Origin of the sequence: Sinomonas terricola (assembly GCF_034931225.1) — a bacterium.
In the GTDB taxonomy this organism is placed as follows: Bacteria; Actinomycetota; Actinomycetes; order Actinomycetales; family Micrococcaceae; genus Sinomonas; species Sinomonas terricola.
The window spans coordinates 103,724-120,469 of record NZ_JAYGGQ010000013.1 but is presented as its reverse complement, the minus strand read 5'-3'; the positions used below and the strand labels follow the sequence as shown (position 1 = coordinate 120,469).

At 70.2% G+C, this 16,746-nt stretch carries 15 protein-coding genes; 11 read left to right on the top strand and 4 right to left on the bottom strand.

Annotated features, from left to right (window positions below; genetic code table 11):
* Position 1: 1 nt before the first annotated feature.
* The 3 genes from SPF06_RS16305 (at position 2) to SPF06_RS16295 (ending at position 1,853) form a co-directional block, all read left to right on the top strand.
* Positions 2-727, top strand: coding sequence for an alpha/beta hydrolase (locus SPF06_RS16305; RefSeq protein ID WP_323280183.1), 726 nt, complete (start codon positions 2-4; stop codon positions 725-727).
* A 66-nt stretch (positions 728-793) separates the two neighbouring features.
* Positions 794-1,537, top strand: coding sequence for a FadR/GntR family transcriptional regulator (locus SPF06_RS16300; protein ID WP_323280182.1), 744 nt, complete (start codon positions 794-796; stop codon positions 1,535-1,537).
* Between the two features lie 163 nt (positions 1,538-1,700).
* Positions 1,701-1,853: a hypothetical protein gene (locus tag SPF06_RS16295; RefSeq protein WP_323280181.1), complete on the top strand. Its 153-nt coding sequence runs from the start codon at positions 1,701-1,703 to the stop codon at positions 1,851-1,853.
* 29 nt (positions 1,854-1,882) lie between these two features.
* On the opposite strand, the gene SPF06_RS16290 is transcribed toward SPF06_RS16295, so the two are convergent.
* The gene (locus SPF06_RS16290) at positions 1,883-2,137 is read right to left on the bottom strand and encodes a hypothetical protein (RefSeq protein ID WP_323280180.1); all 255 of its coding nucleotides are present in this window, start codon (positions 2,135-2,137) and stop codon (positions 1,883-1,885) included.
* A 282-nt stretch (positions 2,138-2,419) separates the two neighbouring features.
* On the opposite strand from SPF06_RS16290, the gene SPF06_RS16285 reads away from it, so the two are divergent.
* From SPF06_RS16285 to SPF06_RS16260, 6 genes are read left to right on the top strand one after another with little or no spacing between them, the layout of a single operon-like run.
* Positions 2,420-3,574, top strand: a complete 1,155-nt coding sequence (locus tag SPF06_RS16285; RefSeq protein ID WP_323280179.1) for an extracellular solute-binding protein — start codon at positions 2,420-2,422, stop codon at positions 3,572-3,574.
* Positions 3,571-4,578, top strand: a complete 1,008-nt coding sequence (locus tag SPF06_RS16280) for an ABC transporter permease (RefSeq protein WP_323280178.1) — start codon at positions 3,571-3,573, stop codon at positions 4,576-4,578. Before SPF06_RS16285 ends, SPF06_RS16280 begins: the two co-directional genes overlap by 4 nt.
* Positions 4,575-5,396: an ABC transporter permease gene (locus tag SPF06_RS16275; protein ID WP_323280177.1), complete on the top strand. Its 822-nt coding sequence runs from the start codon at positions 4,575-4,577 to the stop codon at positions 5,394-5,396. The genes SPF06_RS16280 and SPF06_RS16275 overlap by 4 nt, the downstream gene beginning before the upstream one ends.
* 7 nt (positions 5,397-5,403) lie before the next feature.
* A complete protein-coding gene (locus SPF06_RS16270; protein WP_323280176.1) occupies positions 5,404-6,528 on the top strand; it encodes an ABC transporter ATP-binding protein in 1,125 nt (374 codons plus the stop codon).
* Positions 6,525-8,165 carry an inositol monophosphatase family protein gene (locus tag SPF06_RS16265; protein WP_323280175.1) on the top strand — a complete coding sequence of 547 codons (1,641 nt, stop codon included), beginning with the start codon at positions 6,525-6,527 and terminating at the stop codon, positions 8,163-8,165. Before SPF06_RS16270 ends, SPF06_RS16265 begins: the two co-directional genes overlap by 4 nt.
* Positions 8,155-9,075: a DUF6454 family protein gene (locus SPF06_RS16260; RefSeq protein WP_323280174.1), complete on the top strand. Its 921-nt coding sequence runs from the start codon at positions 8,155-8,157 to the stop codon at positions 9,073-9,075. The genes SPF06_RS16265 and SPF06_RS16260 overlap by 11 nt, the downstream gene beginning before the upstream one ends.
* Positions 9,076-9,155: 80 nt before the next feature.
* On the opposite strand, the gene SPF06_RS16255 is transcribed toward SPF06_RS16260, so the two are convergent.
* Positions 9,156-10,976: a sialidase family protein gene (locus SPF06_RS16255; protein ID WP_323280173.1), complete on the bottom strand. Its 1,821-nt coding sequence runs from the start codon at positions 10,974-10,976 to the stop codon at positions 9,156-9,158.
* 398 nt (positions 10,977-11,374) lie between these two features.
* Between SPF06_RS16255 and SPF06_RS16250 the strand changes: the two genes are divergently transcribed.
* Complete coding sequence (locus tag SPF06_RS16250; RefSeq protein WP_323280172.1) at positions 11,375-13,597, top strand: NADP-dependent isocitrate dehydrogenase; 2,223 nt, start codon at positions 11,375-11,377, stop codon at positions 13,595-13,597.
* A 193-nt stretch (positions 13,598-13,790) separates the two neighbouring features.
* A complete protein-coding gene (locus SPF06_RS16245) occupies positions 13,791-14,234 on the top strand; it encodes a DoxX family protein (protein ID WP_323280171.1) in 444 nt (147 codons plus the stop codon).
* Between the two features lie 280 nt (positions 14,235-14,514).
* Here SPF06_RS16245 and SPF06_RS16240 read toward each other — a convergent pair whose 3' ends face one another.
* Together SPF06_RS16240 and SPF06_RS16235 are read right to left on the bottom strand one after the other, a co-directional pair.
* A complete protein-coding gene (locus SPF06_RS16240; RefSeq protein ID WP_323280170.1) occupies positions 14,515-15,771 on the bottom strand; it encodes a hypothetical protein in 1,257 nt (418 codons plus the stop codon).
* Positions 15,772-15,855: 84 nt separating this feature from the next.
* Positions 15,856-16,680 (bottom strand): hypothetical protein, encoded by an 825-nt coding sequence (locus SPF06_RS16235; protein WP_323280169.1) that lies wholly within the window; start codon positions 16,678-16,680, stop codon positions 15,856-15,858.
* Positions 16,681-16,746: the final 66 nt, after the last annotated feature.

The following is a 16,746-nucleotide window of genomic DNA, read 5'->3' as shown; positions in this document are numbered from 1 at the left end:
AATGACCACCTACGTACTCGTGCACGGCGCCTGGCAGGACGGCGAGAGCTGGGACCGGGTGCGCCCGGAACTAGAAGCGCTCGGACACGCCGTGCACACCCCGACCGCAGGCGGCCTGCGCCCGGGCGATTCCGCAGATGTGGGCACCGAGGACGCTTGCCAGCCGATCATCGACTACATTCTCGAGCATAAGCTCATCGACTTCGTGCTCGTGGGCCACAGCTGGGGCGGGGTGCTGATCGCCAAGATCGCAGAGGCGCTGTCCGACCGGATACGCCGCCTGGTGTTCCAAAGCGCATTCGTGCTCCTCGACGGCCAGGCCGTGCTGGACAACATCCCCCCGTTCTTCCCGCCAGCGCTGCAGGCGAACGCCGAAGAGCGGGGCGACGGGACGGTGATGCTGCCCTTCGAGGTCTGGCGCGACGGCTTCATGAACGACGCGACCATCGACCTCGCCCGCGAGGTCTACAGCCATCTGCGCCCGCAGCCTCTCCGCACCTTCACCGAGCCGGTCGACCTGAAGAGGTTCTTCGAGCTGCCCCTCCCGAAGAGCTACCTGAATGCCACCGAGGACAACGGCCTGCTGCAGGGCGAGTGGGGCTGGCACCCAAGGATGTCCAATCGGCTCGGATACTTCCGCCTCGTGCAGATGCCGGGCGGCCACGAAGTCATGTACACGTCACCGAAGCTGCTGGCGACGAAAATCGTAGAAGCGGGGCGAGACTGACAGCAGTCAGTTGGTCTGACCAGATAAGCTGTGCGGTAGAGACCCAAGCAGCGGAAGGACGCCCGCATGACCCGGCCCGCAGGCGACGACGCCGAGCTGTTCGAGCCTGTGGAGAAGCAACAACGGCTGTTCGAGACCGTCTTGGGCCAGCTGGAGAAGCTGATCCAAGACGGCCGGCTGACCGCCGGCGACCGACTGCCCAGCGAGCGGGCGTTGAGTGAGATGCTCCATGTGAGCAGGCCCTCGGTCCGCGAAGCGCTTCGGGTGCTTGACGCCATGGACATCATCACCGTCCGCACCGGCGTCGGGTCTGCCGGGGGAACCAAGATCAGCGACAAGCTCGGTCCGACGATCTCCCGGCTGATGCGCCTGTACATGGCACTCGGACATTTCGACCTAGACGACGTCCTCAAGACCCGCCGCCTCCTCGAGGAAGAGGCCGCGCGCGAGGCTGCGACGGAACGCACAGAAGAGCAGCTCGAAGGGATGGACAAACTGCTGGCCGAGATGGACGGAGCCGTGCACGACCGTGAGCGGTATCTGGCCCTCGACGGGAAGTTCCACGTCGCCGTCGCCCTCGCGAGTGGGAATCCGCTTCTCGCACACCTCATGGGATCCATGCGGGACGCAGTCACCGAGAACCTGGTCAAGGCGCACATCGACGACCAGCAGTGGCCGACGCTGGCAGCTAATGCCCAGCAGACCCACCGGTCACTGGTCGACGCCTTGCGCGCCGGCGATGCCCTGGCCGCAGCCCAGTATGTCGGCCAGCACGCAGGGTTCTACGATGACTCCCGCGCGCGAGCCTGAGAGAGCGGTTTCGATGCATTCCGCCCGTCACCCGATCAAGCGGGTCTCCGGCTACAAGGTATGCGACAGCCACATAGGTATGCGACAAGCTCTTGGACCTCGGTTACCCGCAGGCGTTGCCGGAGAAAGTCGGCAGTGCGGCTGGACCTCTCAGGAAGAGTCTGTGAGCCTGCGCGACGAAGATGAGGTACTCGTAGCTCTCCCGCTTGATTCCCGACGCGACTGGTATCGCGCTGCTCCTTCCCTGGCTGAGTTCCTGATGAAGTACCGGGAGGCGCTCGGGAACAAATATTGGAAAGGCGTCGCCTCAACCTGAAGAGGCCAAAGCCGTCCTATGGACAGGCCCTAGTTCGACTTGGGCCCCTCGTCAGCCCCGGCCCGGCCCGCAAGCCACGAGCGCACGACCTCAAGGGCCGCCGCCGGATCCGAGGTGAGGGTCAGCTCGGAAGGCTCCCAAGCGCCGTCGGACGTCAGGACGCGGATCCGCGGGCTGTCTTCGGGCTCGGGTCCGTTCCAGACTCGGAGCACGAGGGTCCCGAGCTCTTCGAGACCGGCCTCGTGGGGGTCGGAGCCTGCGCCGTGCGCGGAATGCTGTGCCATCTTCTCCTCTGTCGTGGCGTGGTGGCCAAGTCAGGGTGCGTTTGTACCCCCACTCTGAGAGGCAGTCTAGGGGGAGAAGTGACGCAAGTGGCGGGATCGCGCCCGTGAGCCGCCTGATCGGCAAGCTTTTGGGGCCGTTCATCCCGATGACACCTCCTTGTTGACAGGTGGTCAGGACAAACGATTCCCATGGAATGTCGGCATCGCACCGGGGGAGCGAAGCGCCAGATGCACCCAGAGACGTACCAGGCAGAGAACCTGCCCGCGCACCAGGAGACCTCCATGAAGCTCAGATCCGCCTTCGCGGCCGCCGCGGCCGTGACCGCGACCGCCCTCGCGCTCACGGGTTGCGCCCAGAGCAGCACGACCGCCGCCAACGCCGGAGACACCGGCTCGAAGACCGTCAAGGTCTTCATCAGCGGCGACACGAACATCCAGAACCTCTGGGAGAAGGACCTCGGCCCGGCCTTCGAGAAGGCCAACCCCGGCTACAAGGTCCAGGTCACCATCGACCTCCACGGCGAGCACGACGCCCAGACCCTCGCGAAGCTCTCGAGCTCGATCGAGCAGAAGAAGGAGCCCGATTTCGACCTCGTCGACGGCGGATTCGTCGCGAAGGCCTCGGCTGCGAACCTCCTCGAGCCGGTCGACCCGGGCAAGATCTCCGCGCTCGCGAACATCCCGGCTGACGTCGTCAAGGCCGGCGGAACGGGCGGCATCCCGTACCGCGGCTCGTCCGTGCTGCTCGCCTACGACACGAAGGCCGTGCCGACGCCGCCCAAGACGCTCGACGAGCTCCTCATCTGGATCAAGGCGAACCCGGGCCAGTTCACGTACAACTCGCCCAAGTCGGGTGGCTCGGGCGGGGCGTTCGTCGCCACCGTCCTCGACAAGTACGTTCCCGCGGACGCCCGCCAGAAGATGACGGTCGGCTACGAGAAGGACCTCGAGTCCCTCTGGGATCAGGGCTTCGCCGAGCTCAAGGGCCTCAACGCGTCCGTGTACCAGAAGGGCGTCTACCCGAACGGCAACCAGCAGACGCTCGACCTCCTCGCTCGGGGCCAGATCTCGATGGCCCCGGTCTGGTCCGACCAGTTCACGACCGGCGTCGCGAACGGCTCGATCCCCTCGACCGTCAAGGCCGTCCAGATCTCCAACCCGTCGTTCACGGGCGGCGCCGCCTACCTCGGCATCCCCGCGAACACGCCGAACAAGGACGCGGCGCTCAGGCTCGCGAACTTCGTGCTCGATCCCGCGCAGCAAGCGATGATCGTCAAGGACATCTCGGGCTACCCCGCCATCTCGCTCGACAAGCTCCCGGCCGAGTTCAAGGACAAGTTCGCCAACGCGGACACGAACAACCTCCGCAAGGGCTACTTCGACCAGATGTCGAAGGACATCAACAACCTGTGGGACCAGAAGGTCCCCGGCCAGTGACGACTGGCATCCGGATGGGGAGCGGGGCGCCTGCACGCCCCGCTCCCGCGGGCGAGGCCTCCCCGGCGCCCGCCTCGCCCTCGTCCGCACCCGCCCGCCGCGTCGGACGCGCGGGCCAGGCCCGCGGGCTTGTCATGGCGCTCCCGCCCATCCTGCTCATCGCGCTGTTCATCGGCGTCCCGATCGTGCTCGCGTTCGGCTTCAGCCTCGGCTTCACCGGCGGGCTCAACCACACGATCGCGCTCATCGGCCAGAACGTCCACGAGGCCGCTGGCCTGCCGACGCTCGGCGCCTACGGTGACATGTTCACGGACCGGCGCTTCCTCGGCGACCTCGTCGTGACGGTCGTCGTCACGCTCGTGAGCACCGCCGTCGTCGTCCTCCTCGCCGTGGGCATCGGCCTGTACCTCAAGTTCGCGGGCGGCGTGCTCGCGAAGGTTCTCTCCGCGCTCGCGGTCGTGCCGCTCTTCATCCCGGTCGTCATCGCGTCGTGGGCCATCCTCGGCTTCTACTCCGCGGACGGCTTCCTCCGGAGCATCGCGGCGCAGTTCGGCGCCGACTTCCCCGTGTGGTCCTTCACGATGGTCACGGTCATCATCGGCTCGGTGTGGACGTCGCTCCCGTTTGCGACGCTCCTCGTGACGTCGGGCCTCCAGGCGGTTCCGCAGGCGATGATCGACGCGGCGCGCGACGCCGGAGCCTCCTTCGCGAGGGTCGTCGCCTCCGTGGTCATTCCCATGGCGGGCGTCCCGATCGTCATCGCGACGACGTTCACGGCCATCGGCATCCTCGGCTCGTTCACGGTGCCGTACTTCACCGGGCCGAACTCGCCCAACATGCTCGGCGTGGACATGTCGAACTACTTCTCTGCGTTCAACCAGCCCCAGCAGGCCATCGTCATGGCGTTCGTCGTCTTCGCGATCGCCTCGGGCATCGCAGCCGTCTACGTGTGGGCGAACTTCCGCTCGGCGAAGGAGAACATGGGAAAGCAGGCCGTCCGATGACCGCCGCATCGCGGAAAGCCCTCGCCCGTGCGCTCGCGGCGATCTTCGCCGTCGTCCTCGCGGTGTTCATCATCGGGCCGCTCGCGTGGCTCGCCGTGCGCGCGTTCGCCGAGAGCTGGACGTTCCCGCACCTCCTCCCGGACGGCTGGACCCTGCATTGGTGGGAAGTTGTGTTCCGCGACCGGAGCCTCGGCATCGCGGTGCAGAACTCGCTCTTCTTCGCGCCGCTCACGGTCCTCGTCTCGGCGCTCGTCTGCCTCCCGGCGGCGTACGCGTTCGCGCGCTTCGAGTTCCGGGGGCGGCGATTCTTCCTCATCGGGCTGTTCGCGGCCAACGCGTTCCCGAAGATGGGCCTCTTCGTCTCCCTCGCCGCGCTCTTCTACGCGTTCAACCTCATGAACTCGATCCTCGGCATCCTCATCGTCCACGTCTTGGGCACGGTCGTGTTCATGACGTGGATCCCCGCCGCGGCCTTCGCCGCCGTGCCGCGGAGCCTCGAGGAGGCCGCGCGGGACGCAGGAGCGTCGAAGCTGCGGGTCTTCTTCAGCGTCACGCTCCCCATGGCGCTCCCAGGAATCCTCGTGGCTGCGATCATGAGCTTCCTCGCCTCGTTCGACGAGGCGCAGGGCACGTATCTCGTGGGCGCGCCGGACTACATGACGATGCCCACGCAGATGTACAGCCTCGTGCTCAATTACCCCACGCAGGTGGCGGCAGTCTTCTCGATCCTGCTCGCCATCCCCTCCGTCGCGCTGCTCCTCGCCGCGCACAAGCACATCGTCGGCGGCCAGCTCGCCGAGGGCTTCCAGATCAAGTAGAGGCGCCATGACCAGCAACCCCACCCTCGCCCGCACTGCCTCGACCACCGGGGACGCCGCGGCCCGCGCGGATTTCGACGGCGCAGTTCCCCAGAGCGCGCCCCCCACCGGCGGCCTCGACATCACGGGCCTGACCAAGTCCCTCGGCGGGCGGACCATCATCGACAGCCTCGACATGGCGGTCCGACCGGGCGAGCTCGTCTCGCTCCTCGGCCCGTCAGGCTGCGGCAAGACGACGACGCTCCGCATGATCGCGGGCTTCCTCGCCCCGGACGCGGGCTCGATCCAGGTGGGCGGCCGCGAGGTCGTGCACCTCGGCCCCGAGCAGCGCCCGAGCGCCATGGTCTTCCAGAACTACGCACTGTGGCCGCACATGACCGTCGCGAAGAACGTGGGCTTCCCGCTCAAGCTGCGCAGGCCAAAGCCGTCCAAGGCGGTGATCGCCGAGCGCGTCGACGCGGCCCTCGAACTCGTCAACCTCCTCCACCACAGGGACTCGCGGCCCGCGCGCATCTCGGGCGGCGAGCAGCAGCGCACCGCGCTCGCCCGCGCGCTCGTGCAGGAGCCCGAGCTGCTCCTCCTCGACGAGCCGCTCAGCAACCTCGACGCGAAGCTGCGCGTCAAGGTCCGCGAGGACATCCGCGAGATCCAGCAGCGCCTCGGCATCACGACTCTCATCGTGACGCACGATCAGGAGGAGGCCATATCGATGTCGGACCGCATCGCGGTCATGAACCACGGGCGCATCGAGCAGTTCAGCACGCCCTCCGAGCTCTACGGCGCGCCGGCCACCGAGTTCGTCGCGACGTTCGTCGGGAGCCTCAACCGCCTCGAGGGACGCCTTGAAGGCGGCCGGATCGTCGAGGGCAGTGGCGTGCTCGGGATCCGGCCCGAGGACGTCGTGTTCGTCGAAGGTGGCGAGGGGAGCGCGGAGGATGGGTGGCTTCCCGCGACGGTCGAGCGCGTGGTCCCGCGCGGCCACTTCGCCGAGCTCACGGTGCGCCGCGAGGACGCCGTGCTGCGCAGCTTCGCGACAGGGCTGCCGCCCGCTGTCGGGTCCCGGGGCCGTGCCCGCATCGGGAACTGGCTCGAGTTCGAGGACGGCCGGCTCGTCCGGAAGGGATCGGCATGAACACGGCATCCGCGGAGGTCGCGCGCCAGGCATCCGGACCGGGGCCCCTGGCCGCCCCCCAGCGCACGGCCCAGCCCACGGCGCCACAGCTCACGGCGCACCGTGGGGACGTCGAGCGGTTCCGCGAGAACACGCTCGACGCCGTGCGCGCGGCCGTCGAGGCGGGCGCCGACTTCATCGAGATCGACGTCCACCTGACGCGGGACGGGCACGCCGTGCTCCTCCACGACCGGACGCTCGAGCGCCTGTGGGGGCTCGACTGGCCGGTCGCCGCGCTCGAGTGGCGCGAGGTCGCCGAGCTCGGCGGTGGGAGCGAGCGCATCCCGCTCCTCACGGACGCCCTCGCACTCGTGGCCGGGTCGTCGTCGACCGTTCTCATCGACCTCGAGGACCCGGAGTGCGCGGCGCCCGCAGTCGCTGCCGTGCGCGACTTCGGGCCCGCCGCGCCCGTCGCGTGGTGCGGGGACCTCGAGGCAATGCGCATTGTGCGGGCGCTCGACGCCGACGCGAGCGTGTGGCTTCCCTGGAACCGCCGCGACGTGCCGCCGGCGGAGCTCCTCGCCGAGTTGCAGCCCGACGTCGTCAACTCCGACTACCCCATGCTGAGCCGCGGGCTCGTCGACGCGGCCCACGCGGCCGGGCTCCGGGTCGCGTGCTGGACGGTCGACGACGAGGACGCGATGCGCTGGGTCCTCGCCCTCGGCGCCGACGCTGTGACGACGAACCGCCTGAGTGCCCTGCGCGCCGTGGTCGCGGAGGGGCCCGACGCGTGGGCCGCGGCACCCCGGCCCGCCCAGCTCGCGGGCGACGAGATTGCGGCGGCCATCGTCGTCGCCCACGAACTCGCCCACTGGGCCGTCGAGTACACGCGCGGCGCCGAGATCGGAACGGTCGGCGCGAAGGCGCATGCGGCGGACCACGTGACGGCGGTCGACCTCGCCGTCGAGCGGCACGTGCGCGACGTCATCGCGGAGCGCTTCCCCGGCCACCTCGTGGTGGGCGAGGAGCTCGGCGGCTCGGCCCAGCCCGGCGTCCCGACGTGGTACGTCGACCCCGTGGACGGCACCGCGAACCTCGCGAACGGCGTTCCGTGGACGGCGTTCTCGCTCGCCCTCGCGGTGGACCGCGAGCCGCTCGTCGCCGTCGTCGGCGACGTATGGCGCGGCCAGGTGTTCGCGGCCGTCTCGGGCTTCGGGGCCGAAGTCGACGGGCGTCGCCTCGACCTGCGGGCCGGCGCCGGGGACGTGCCCGAGGGCATCACCGGTACGGTCGTCGGCACCGAGCTCCTGGCCTACGAGCCGTGGCTCGGCCTCGACGAGTTCCTCGCCGGGCTTGGGGACCGCTTCTGCACGATGCGGATCATGGGGTCGAGCACGCTCACCCTCGCGGGCGTCGCGGCCGGCCGCGGCGCGGGGAGCGTCATCGAGCGGTTCAGCCCGATCGACCACCTCGCGGCCGTCCTCATCGTGCGCGAGGCAGGCGGCGTCCTGCTCGACGACGCGGGGCGCGAGACGCTCTGGCCGGACGGCGCGATCCTCGCCGCGCGGCCCGAGGCGGCGGCGGAGCTGTACGAGGTGTGGTCGGCGGCGCGAGGCGCCGCACAGGGCGCGGGGCAGGACACGCCGCGTGTGGGCTGAGCCCCCGCGGGACGGGAGCCTCTCGGCCGAGGTCGCGGCCTGGACGCGCCGCACGCGCTTCGAACTCGTCCGCCGCCTCCCGCTCCGCTTCCCGACGCACCACCCGCAGGGCATGGTGATCTGCGGCGGGAGGATCTTCCTCTCGACCGTCGAGCTCTTCGAGCGGCCCGCGCCGCTGCGGGGGCTCGATCCCGCACGCACCGGCGACCCGGCCGCGCGCACGCCGGGCCGCGGCCGCGGCCATGTGCTCGTCATCGAGCCGGACGGCACGCTCGTCGCGGACGTCCCCGTGGGCGAGGGCGACGCCTACCACCCCGGCGGGATCGACGCCGCCGGGGGAGCCGTGTGGGTTCCCGTCGCGGAGTACCGCGCCGAGAGCCGCAGCATCGTGTACACGCTCGATCCGACCACGCTCGCCGTCGAAGAACGCTTCGCCGTCCCCGACCACGTCTCGTGGCTCGCGGCCGATCCCGCCCACCGCGAGCTTCACGGCGCGAGCTGGGGCTCGCGGCAGTTCTTCCGTTGGGACCTGGGCCGCGGCGGGTCGGGCGACGGCGGTGAGGCGGGCGACGGCGGGCGCGAACCCGAGGCGTGGCGCAACCCGGGCGCGTTCGTTGACTTGCAGGACGCGCAGTACGACGGCGGAGGCCGCCTCATCGCGACGGGCATCGCCGAGCTGCCCGACGCGAGAGGCGAGGTTTTCGAGCTCGGCGGCATCGCCGTCGTCCGCCCGTCCGAACGCCGCATCGTGACCGAGGTGCCGGTCGCCGCATACAGCACTGCAGGACACACGATCACGCGCAACCCATTCGTGCTCACGCGCAGCGGCGGCGAGACGCTTCTGCACGTCGCCCCCGACGACGGCGACGATCCCGCCGGGACCGAGCTGCTCACGTATCGGGTCAGCTGACCCGCCCCGGCACCTGTCCCATCCCCGGCACCCGTCCTTCCCCGGCGCTCTGCGCGGGCGTCGGGGAAGGACGGGCTGCGTCAGCGGCTGAACACCCCCGAGAAGGTGTCGGTATTGCCGAACCTCGACCCGGCACCGCACGCGGTCGGCGGGAACGGCCGCTGCGGGGTCGTGTCCGTGCTCGCCGCCTCGGCGCTGTCCTCGCCCCAGTCGACGCCGCTCGATGTGTTGGCCGCCGTGCCGGACGGGGTCCGCAGGGCCGTGCGGTAGGCGTCCACGGCCTGGCAGTCGTCGCCGTTGCGCACGTCATTCCAGATGGGGTAGACGGCGCTGTTGCTCGCGACGGCGTAGTTGTAGTCGCCGATGAACTCGCTCACGAGGCTGTTCGCGCTCGACGCGCGGGCGTCCCCGCTCGCGCCGCGGTGCAGCACGGTGACCGGGCCGCTGAGGTCGCCGTTGAGGCCGACGACGACGCCCTCCATGGGCCGAGGCGCCTTCAGGTCGGTGTAGACGGCGTGGAACGCGTCGTATACCGCGTAGGCGTTCCGGCCGTCGGGGCTGATGGCCACGGCCGTAAAGTCGGGCCTGTCGCCCCGGGCCTGCACCGCCACCGGAGTCGACCAGCTGACGCCGCCGTTGCTCGACGTCTGCAGCAGCGACTCCTCATGGCCGAGGCCGTTCCGCGCGTCGCTCCAGCCGAGCAGGATCCGGTCGGTCGCCCCCTGGCCGGACGGCGCGCCGTTGGCGATGTCCACGCTCGGGAAGCTGTTGGTCCGCGCCCCGGCGAAGCCGTCGAACGTGAACCGGCCCGCGAGGGGGTCGAACACGCCCACGTCGGCCACGGCAGCGACCGGCCGCGGTGTGCTGTAGTGGCGGCCGCCGTCAGTGGAGACCGCCAGCATCTGCGCGCTCTGCGTCCCCATGGTGCCCTCGAAGAACAGGAAGACGTTGCCCTTGGAGTCGGTGCGGATCGTGGAGCCCTGGCGGCCGTTGTTGTGGGCGTTGTTATGTGAGGAACTCACCTGGACCGGCGCTGACCAGGTCGTGCCGCCGTCGTCCGAGAACGCGGCCATGATCGGCTCGGGCTCGGCGGGCGTGTGCGTGTTGTTGGCGGCCCGGAACGCGGTCCACGAGGCGTAGACGCGCCCGAAGTGGGGGCTTGAGGCGGCGTTGTCGACCCACAGGCTGCTCTTGTCGTCGAACAGCACGGGGTTGAGGCGGCCGCTGGCGATCGACGGCGAGCTCCAGGCGGCGTTGTCGCCGGCGATGGCTCCAACGACGTCGTCGGTGTGGGAGACGGCGACGGCCACGAAGTTCGTCGCGAGCGTGCCCGTCCCGGGGAAGTTCTCGGTCAGGTTCGCGTAGTAGTAGCGGCTTCCGTTGCTCCACGAGAAGCGGCCCTGGGCGTCTGGGCGCGGCCCGACGGCCAGAATCGGGTCGCCGTTGGAGACGAGGCCGGCCTCGAAGTAGTTGGGGAGCGTCCCGATCTTGCCTCCCGAGACGGCGGTGCCGCTTCGCGCGGAGAATCCCGTGTAGGTGGGTTGAGTCCACGAGGCGCCGTTGTCAGTCGAGAAGTAGACGCCGCTCAGGCCCACCCCGGGGGTGAAGGGGCAAGACCCTGAGCCGTTGGCGAGCTTCACGCAGGGCGCGAGGTCGAGTTCGTCGTTGACGCCGGCGATGAGCGTCCCCGAGATGGGGTCGCGGGCGATCGATGGCTCGTTCTGCTTGTTCTGCGGGAAGGGGATGGCGGGGCTGCCCGACGTGACGATGGCGTCGCCGGTGCCGATCGTGGGGGCCGAGCTGACGGCGGGTGCCGCGGTGAGCGCGATGGCCGACGCCGCGGCCAGCGCCAGAATGCCTCTGAACGCCGGGGAACGCCGGGAGTGGGGACGAATGGACATCGGGGGCTGCTCCTCAGGGGAACCGTGGCCGTGTCCTCGCGAGCGGACGACGGCGGGATGCCGCCAATGCCGGGCACGGCGGCTGGGTGCGGCCTCAAGCCAGCATCCCCAGCTGCACTGACGTCCGCCGCTTCGGCGTTGCGAGGCGCCGAACTGAGGCACTCCATGGCCCGCCGAGGGGTCAAGGACGGATCAAGGGTAGGCCGGTGCCTGTCCGAGCGACAACGACTCACGGTCCCGAATCGGCGGGCTCCACGACGGCAGATCCGTCACGAACCTCGCCACGGCCCGCGAACCGGTAAGTTAAGGACGTTGACATAGCAGCACGCATGCATGCTGCGGCGAACGCTGACGCACATCGTCGTCGCGGTCTGCTGACCTCCAGGGAGGCGCCACCCATGGCCACGATCATCTATACCCACACAGACGAGGCGCCCATGCTGGCGACTCACTCGTTCCTCCCGATCATCCAGGCCTACGCCTCGACGGCGGGCGTCGACGTGCAGACGCGCGACATCTCCCTCTCGGGCCGCATCATCGCCACGTTCGGCGACTACCTCACCGAGGAGCAGCGCACGTCGGACGCACTCGCCGAGCTCGGCGAGCTCGCGAAGCGTCCCGAGGCGAACATCATCAAGCTCCCGAACATCTCGGCGTCGATCCCGCAGCTCAAGGCCGCGATCGCCGAGCTCCAGTCGCAGGGCTACGACCTGCCCGACTACCCGGACAACCCGGCCTCCGACGAGGAGACGGACATCCGGTCGCGCTACGACAAGATCAAGGGCTCCGCCGTCAACCCCGTGCTGCGCGAAGGCAACTCGGACCGACGCGCGCCGCTCTCGGTCAAGAACTACGCGCGCAAGAACCCGCACTCGATGGGTGCGTGGTCCGCGGAGTCGAAGACCAACGTCGCGACCATGGCGGCCGGTGATTTCCGCCACAACGAGAAGTCCGTCGTGATCCCGAAGGACGATACCCTCGCGATCCAGCTCGTCCTCGAGGACGGCACGGTCAAGGACCTCAAGAAGGGCCTCAAGGTCCTCGCGGGCGAGGTCATCGACGGCACGTACCTGAGCGCGGCCGCGCTCGACGAGTTCCTCGCCGAGCAGGTGCGCCGCGCGAAGGAGGAGGGCGTCCTCTTCTCGGCCCACCTCAAGGCGACCATGATGAAGGTCTCGGACCCGATCATCTTCGGCCACGTCGTCAAGGCCTACTTCTCCGAGCTGTTCGCGACGTACGGCAAGCAGCTCGCCGCCGCGGGCCTCAGCCCGAACAACGGCCTCGCGTCGATCCTCAACGGCCTCGACGAGCTGCCCGAGGACGTCCGCGAGGGCGTGAAGGCGCTCGTCGCGAAGGGCCTCGCCGATGGCCCCGAGCTCGCGATGGTCAACTCGGACAAGGGCATCACGAACCTCCACGTCCCTTCGGACGTGATCGTCGACGCGTCGATGCCCGCGATGATCCGCCTCGGCGGCCACATGTGGGGCCCCGACGGCCAGGAGCATGACACGCTCGCGGTCCTCCCGGACTCCTCCTACTCGGGTGTCTACCAGGTCACCATCGACGACTGCCGCGCCAACGGCGCGTTCGACCCGACGACGATGGGCACCGTCCCGAACGTGGGTCTCATGGCCCAGGCAGCCGAGGAGTACGGCAGCCACGACAAGACGTTCGAGATCCCCGCTGCGGGCCGTGTCCAGGTTGTCGACGGCGCGGGCACCGTGCTTATCGAGCACGCCGTCGAGCAGGGCGACATCTGGCGCGCGTGCCAGACCAAGGATGTGCCGATCCGCGACTGGGTCAAGCTCGCCGTCACGCGCGCCCGTGCGTCGAAGACCCCCGCCGTCTTCTGGCTCGACGAGACCCGCGCGCACGACCGCAACCTCATCGAGAAGGTCCGCGAGTACCTCCAGGACCACGACACCGAGGGCCTCCAGATCGAGATCATGTCCCCCGAGGAGGCGACCGCGTTCTCGCTCGAGCGCATCCGCCGCGGCGAGGACACGATCTCCGTGACGGGCAACGTGCTCCGCGACTACCTCACGGACCTCTTCCCGATCCTCGAGCTCGGCACGAGCGCCAAGATGCTCTCGGTCGTCCCGCTCATCAACGGCGGCGGCCTCTTCGAGACGGGAGCGGGCGGCTCGGCGCCCAAGCACGTGCAGCAGCTCCTCGAGGAGGACTACCTCCGCTGGGACAGCCTCGGCGAATTCCTTGCGCTCGCGGTGAGCTTCGAGCACCTCGCAACGACGACGGGCAACGCCCGCGCCCAGGTCCTCGCCGACACGCTCGACCGTGCGACCGGCACGTTCCTCATCGAGAACAAGTCCCCGGGCCGCAGGCTCGGCACGATCGACAACCGAGGCAGCCACTACTACCTCGCGCGGTATTGGGCGAAGGAGCTCGCCGAGCAGACGGACGACGCCGGCCTGGCCGCCGCGTTCGCGCCCGTCGCCGAGGCGCTGGCCGCCCAGGAGGAGGCCATCGTGGGCGAGCTCGTCGGAGTCCAGGGCCACCCGGCCGACATCGGCGGGTACTACCGTCCCGACGAGGCGAAGACGTACGCCGTCATGCGCCCGTCGGCGACGCTCAACGGCATCGTCGACGGCCTGCGGGGCTAACTCCCGGCCTCCAAGCCGGCTTCACCCACCCAGCGGCGCCCCGCACCCCCCAAGAGGTGCGGGGCGCCGTCGTCTGTCACGCGCGTTTGACACGCCGTGACAAGTGCTGTCACGATTGAATTGAAGCTTCAAGTGTGCGTAGTGCACCGCTGCCGGCCGCAGCCGTCCCTGACCCCGACAGCAAGGTTCCCTCATGTCGTCCAGCATCCGACCGTTCCAGATCGACCTCGCCCGTTTCCTCCTCCGCGTCATCGTGGGCATCGTGTTCTTCGCCCACGGCTGGCAGAAGTTCTTCGCCTTCACGATCCCGGGAACGCAGGGGGCGTTCGCGAAGATGCACGTTCCGGCCGCTGAGCTGGCCGCCCCCGCGATGGCGAGCCTCGAGCTCGTGGGCGGCGCGCTCCTCGTCGTCGGGCTCCTCGCCCGCATCGCCGCAGGCCTCCTCGCGCTCGAGATGCTCGGCGCCGTCGTCCTCGTCCACGCCCGCTCGGGCCTGTTCGTGGACCAGGGCGGCATGGAGCTCGCGCTCCTCCTCGCCGCGGCCGCCGCGGCGATCGCCCTCATGGGCGCCGGGCGCTTCTCACTTGATCACGCGGTGTTCGGACGTCGTGGGGGGCGTCTCGCGGTGCTTGCCTAGGCTCCTCCTTCCTCGTCCGGCCTCGCCCGGCCGTCGTCCCCAACGTCATGCGTCGCGTCGCGGCGTGTCGCCGCGAAGCCTCGGCGTGTCGCGCCGTCGCGCGCGGCAAAGCTGGGGAGGACGGCGGGAGCGTTCGTCCAGCCCTCGGCACCCTCGGCACGCGCCGGGGGTGCCGGGCTTGGTGCGGCCCCCAGCGGCCGCACCAAGTCGCGTCGCAGCCCCTGGTTCAGGCTGCGCCCCCGGTGGGGTCACATGGGGTCGGGCCAGTCGCCGATGTTTCTCATGTCAGAGTCACCGCCTTTGCGGGCAGCCGCAGCGCGGCGATGCCGCCCTGGGCGAGCCCGATACCGATTCCGAGAAGGAGCGCGAGCGCCGCGAGGAGCAGCGCGAGCGCGAGTGGGGCTGTTGCGGCATCCGTGATGGACGCGCTCGGGCCTAGGCACGGCTGTCCGATGCCGGTTCCCTGCCCTGCTCCCGTTCCGCCGCCGGTCGAGCCGCCGGACCCAGCGCCGCCAGTCCCAGCGCCGTTGGGCGCAGTGCCGCCGGTCCCGGCGCCATTGAGTTCAGCGCCGCTGGAAAGCGTCCCGTTAGAGACCGAGCCCGTCGCGGGGTTTTCGCCGCTGCCTGAGCTGGCACCGGCAGCGCCGGATGCGGTCTCGGACGAGCCGGCACCGCCCGAGGACTCGTTGCTGGCGGGTGAACCGGCTTCGGTTCCGCCGCCGGCCTCAGCGGTTCCGACGTCGACCCCGGCTCCGGGGAGCGCACCGGCACCGGCCTCTGCCTCGGGACCCGGTGCCGCCGAGTTGAGCAGGACCGCCAGGTTCCCGTCAGGGGCGAGCCCCGAGCCCGGCAGGCCAAGGGTCAGCGCGCCCGAGGCTGGTACCGGCGCCATGACCTCGGCTGTGCCGACGGGAGCTGGAGCCGAGAGCCCAGACAGGTCCGGGAGCGCAGGCAGGCCTGGGAGCGCAGACAGGTCCGCGAGCCCTGGCAGGCCCGAGAGCCCAGACAGGTCCGGAAGCGAGACGGCCGCCAGGGCCGAGTCGCCGTTGTCCGTCGATCCCTGCACCGTGAGGATCGGCGTGGTGGGCACGGGCACCGACACGTCTGCCGATGCGGAACCGCCGTCGCTCGTCACCGCTTGTCCGGACACGAGCGGGCCGGAGCCCGTCGATGTCGGAGCCTGCAGCGAGGAGAGGTCGGGCAGGGTGACCACGGGGGCGGTGACTACGGGTACAGTCACCGCGGGCGCGGTGACCGGTGGGACCGTCACGGCCGGCGCGGGGAGCGCCGGAACCGCAGGAACAGGGAGCGACGGCGCAGTGGCGCCGCTTCCGATGCTCACCGGAACGACGAGCGTGAGGCTCGGCGCGGTGGCCGCAGATCCTGCGGAGGTCGTGGCGGATGTGGGGGCGGTGACGGTCACGATCGGGGCCGTGGTCACCGGCGGGCTATCGGCCTGTGCGGCCGCTTCGCCGAGGCCCAGAAGGCCGCCGGCGATGAGGGCGCCGAGGAGCACTCGGCGTATAAGGGTGTTCACAGTTTCGACTCCTGATGAGACGTGGTGGCGCCGTGACGGCGCGGGGACGAAGGCGTCTGCCGCTGAGGGCAGACTCGTCCCCTCTCAGTCGGGAGTGGATCCGGGATCGAACGCCGGAGAGGGCGGCACGAGGCCGCGGAGCCGCCGCGCTCGGCCGCTCACGAGCAACGGGAGGGCCACGAGCCATCCGGCCGCGAGCGTCGCGGCGCTAGGGCCGATTGAGCCCGCTCCGAAGCCTCCGGACCCGGAGGCAGGTACTTGTGGCACCACGAAGGGTTCGTCCGGGAGCTGCACCGGTGCGCCCGTCTCTGCGGCCAGCTGCGCCTCGGCGGCAACCGTGGTGGCCGCGAGCACGAACCATTGCGGTGCGACGCCGAACGCGGTGTCGGCAACCGGGATGTCAGGCGCCAACACAGGCAGGTCTACGGCCGGAGCGCTGTTGTCGGGCGCGGGTGCGGCGGGCGCCGGAGGCGTGGGGGCGGGCGGGGGGCCCAACGGGCTTGGAAGGGGCACAGGTGTCGAGACCGTTTGGCCCAGGGCTGTGCCGACCGTCGTCACGGCGCCGCCCAGGCTCGACGCCGCGTGATCGACCACGGGCGCGACCGGCGCGAGCGGACCCGTCAGGAGGGGAGCGACGGCGGGAGGAACGGATGCGACTCCCGAGGCGAGCGCCGTCGTCGTCGTCCCCACGGCGGAGGCCGCAGCCTTCTGGACGTCGGTCACCACGGCGGCTGCGGTGTCGACGGGCGCTGTGACCGTCTGGAGAACGGGCGACGGCGGTGTCCCCGGCCCAAGGCTCGAAGCCTCCGCGGCGGCGCCGCCCAGAAGCAGCCATGCGAGGCCGAGCCCTCCCGCGAGGCCGAGAAGGCGCAGGAACGTGAGGGCTCGAGCCCAAGTCGCTGGCGTCAACCGCACGTCCCACCTCCCAACTCAGGGCTGGGCTGTCACGCACGCAACGCGGCCATGGTAAGGCCG

Coding starts and splice junctions, on each gene's coding strand:
- SPF06_RS16305 (WP_323280183.1), top strand. CDS start 2: ATGACCACCTACGTACTCGTGCACGGCGCCTGGCAGGACGGCGAGAGC.
- SPF06_RS16300 (WP_323280182.1), top strand. CDS start 794: ATGACCCGGCCCGCAGGCGACGACGCCGAGCTGTTCGAGCCTGTGGAG.
- SPF06_RS16290 (WP_323280180.1), bottom strand. CDS start 2,137: ATGGCACAGCATTCCGCGCACGGCGCAGGCTCCGACCCCCACGAGGCC.
- SPF06_RS16285 (WP_323280179.1), top strand. CDS start 2,420: ATGAAGCTCAGATCCGCCTTCGCGGCCGCCGCGGCCGTGACCGCGACC.
- SPF06_RS16275 (WP_323280177.1), top strand. CDS start 4,575: ATGACCGCCGCATCGCGGAAAGCCCTCGCCCGTGCGCTCGCGGCGATC.
- SPF06_RS16270 (WP_323280176.1), top strand. CDS start 5,404: ATGACCAGCAACCCCACCCTCGCCCGCACTGCCTCGACCACCGGGGAC.
- SPF06_RS16265 (WP_323280175.1), top strand. CDS start 6,525: ATGAACACGGCATCCGCGGAGGTCGCGCGCCAGGCATCCGGACCGGGG.
- SPF06_RS16255 (WP_323280173.1), bottom strand. CDS start 10,976: ATGTCCATTCGTCCCCACTCCCGGCGTTCCCCGGCGTTCAGAGGCATT.
- SPF06_RS16250 (WP_323280172.1), top strand. CDS start 11,375: ATGGCCACGATCATCTATACCCACACAGACGAGGCGCCCATGCTGGCG.
- SPF06_RS16245 (WP_323280171.1), top strand. CDS start 13,791: ATGTCGTCCAGCATCCGACCGTTCCAGATCGACCTCGCCCGTTTCCTC.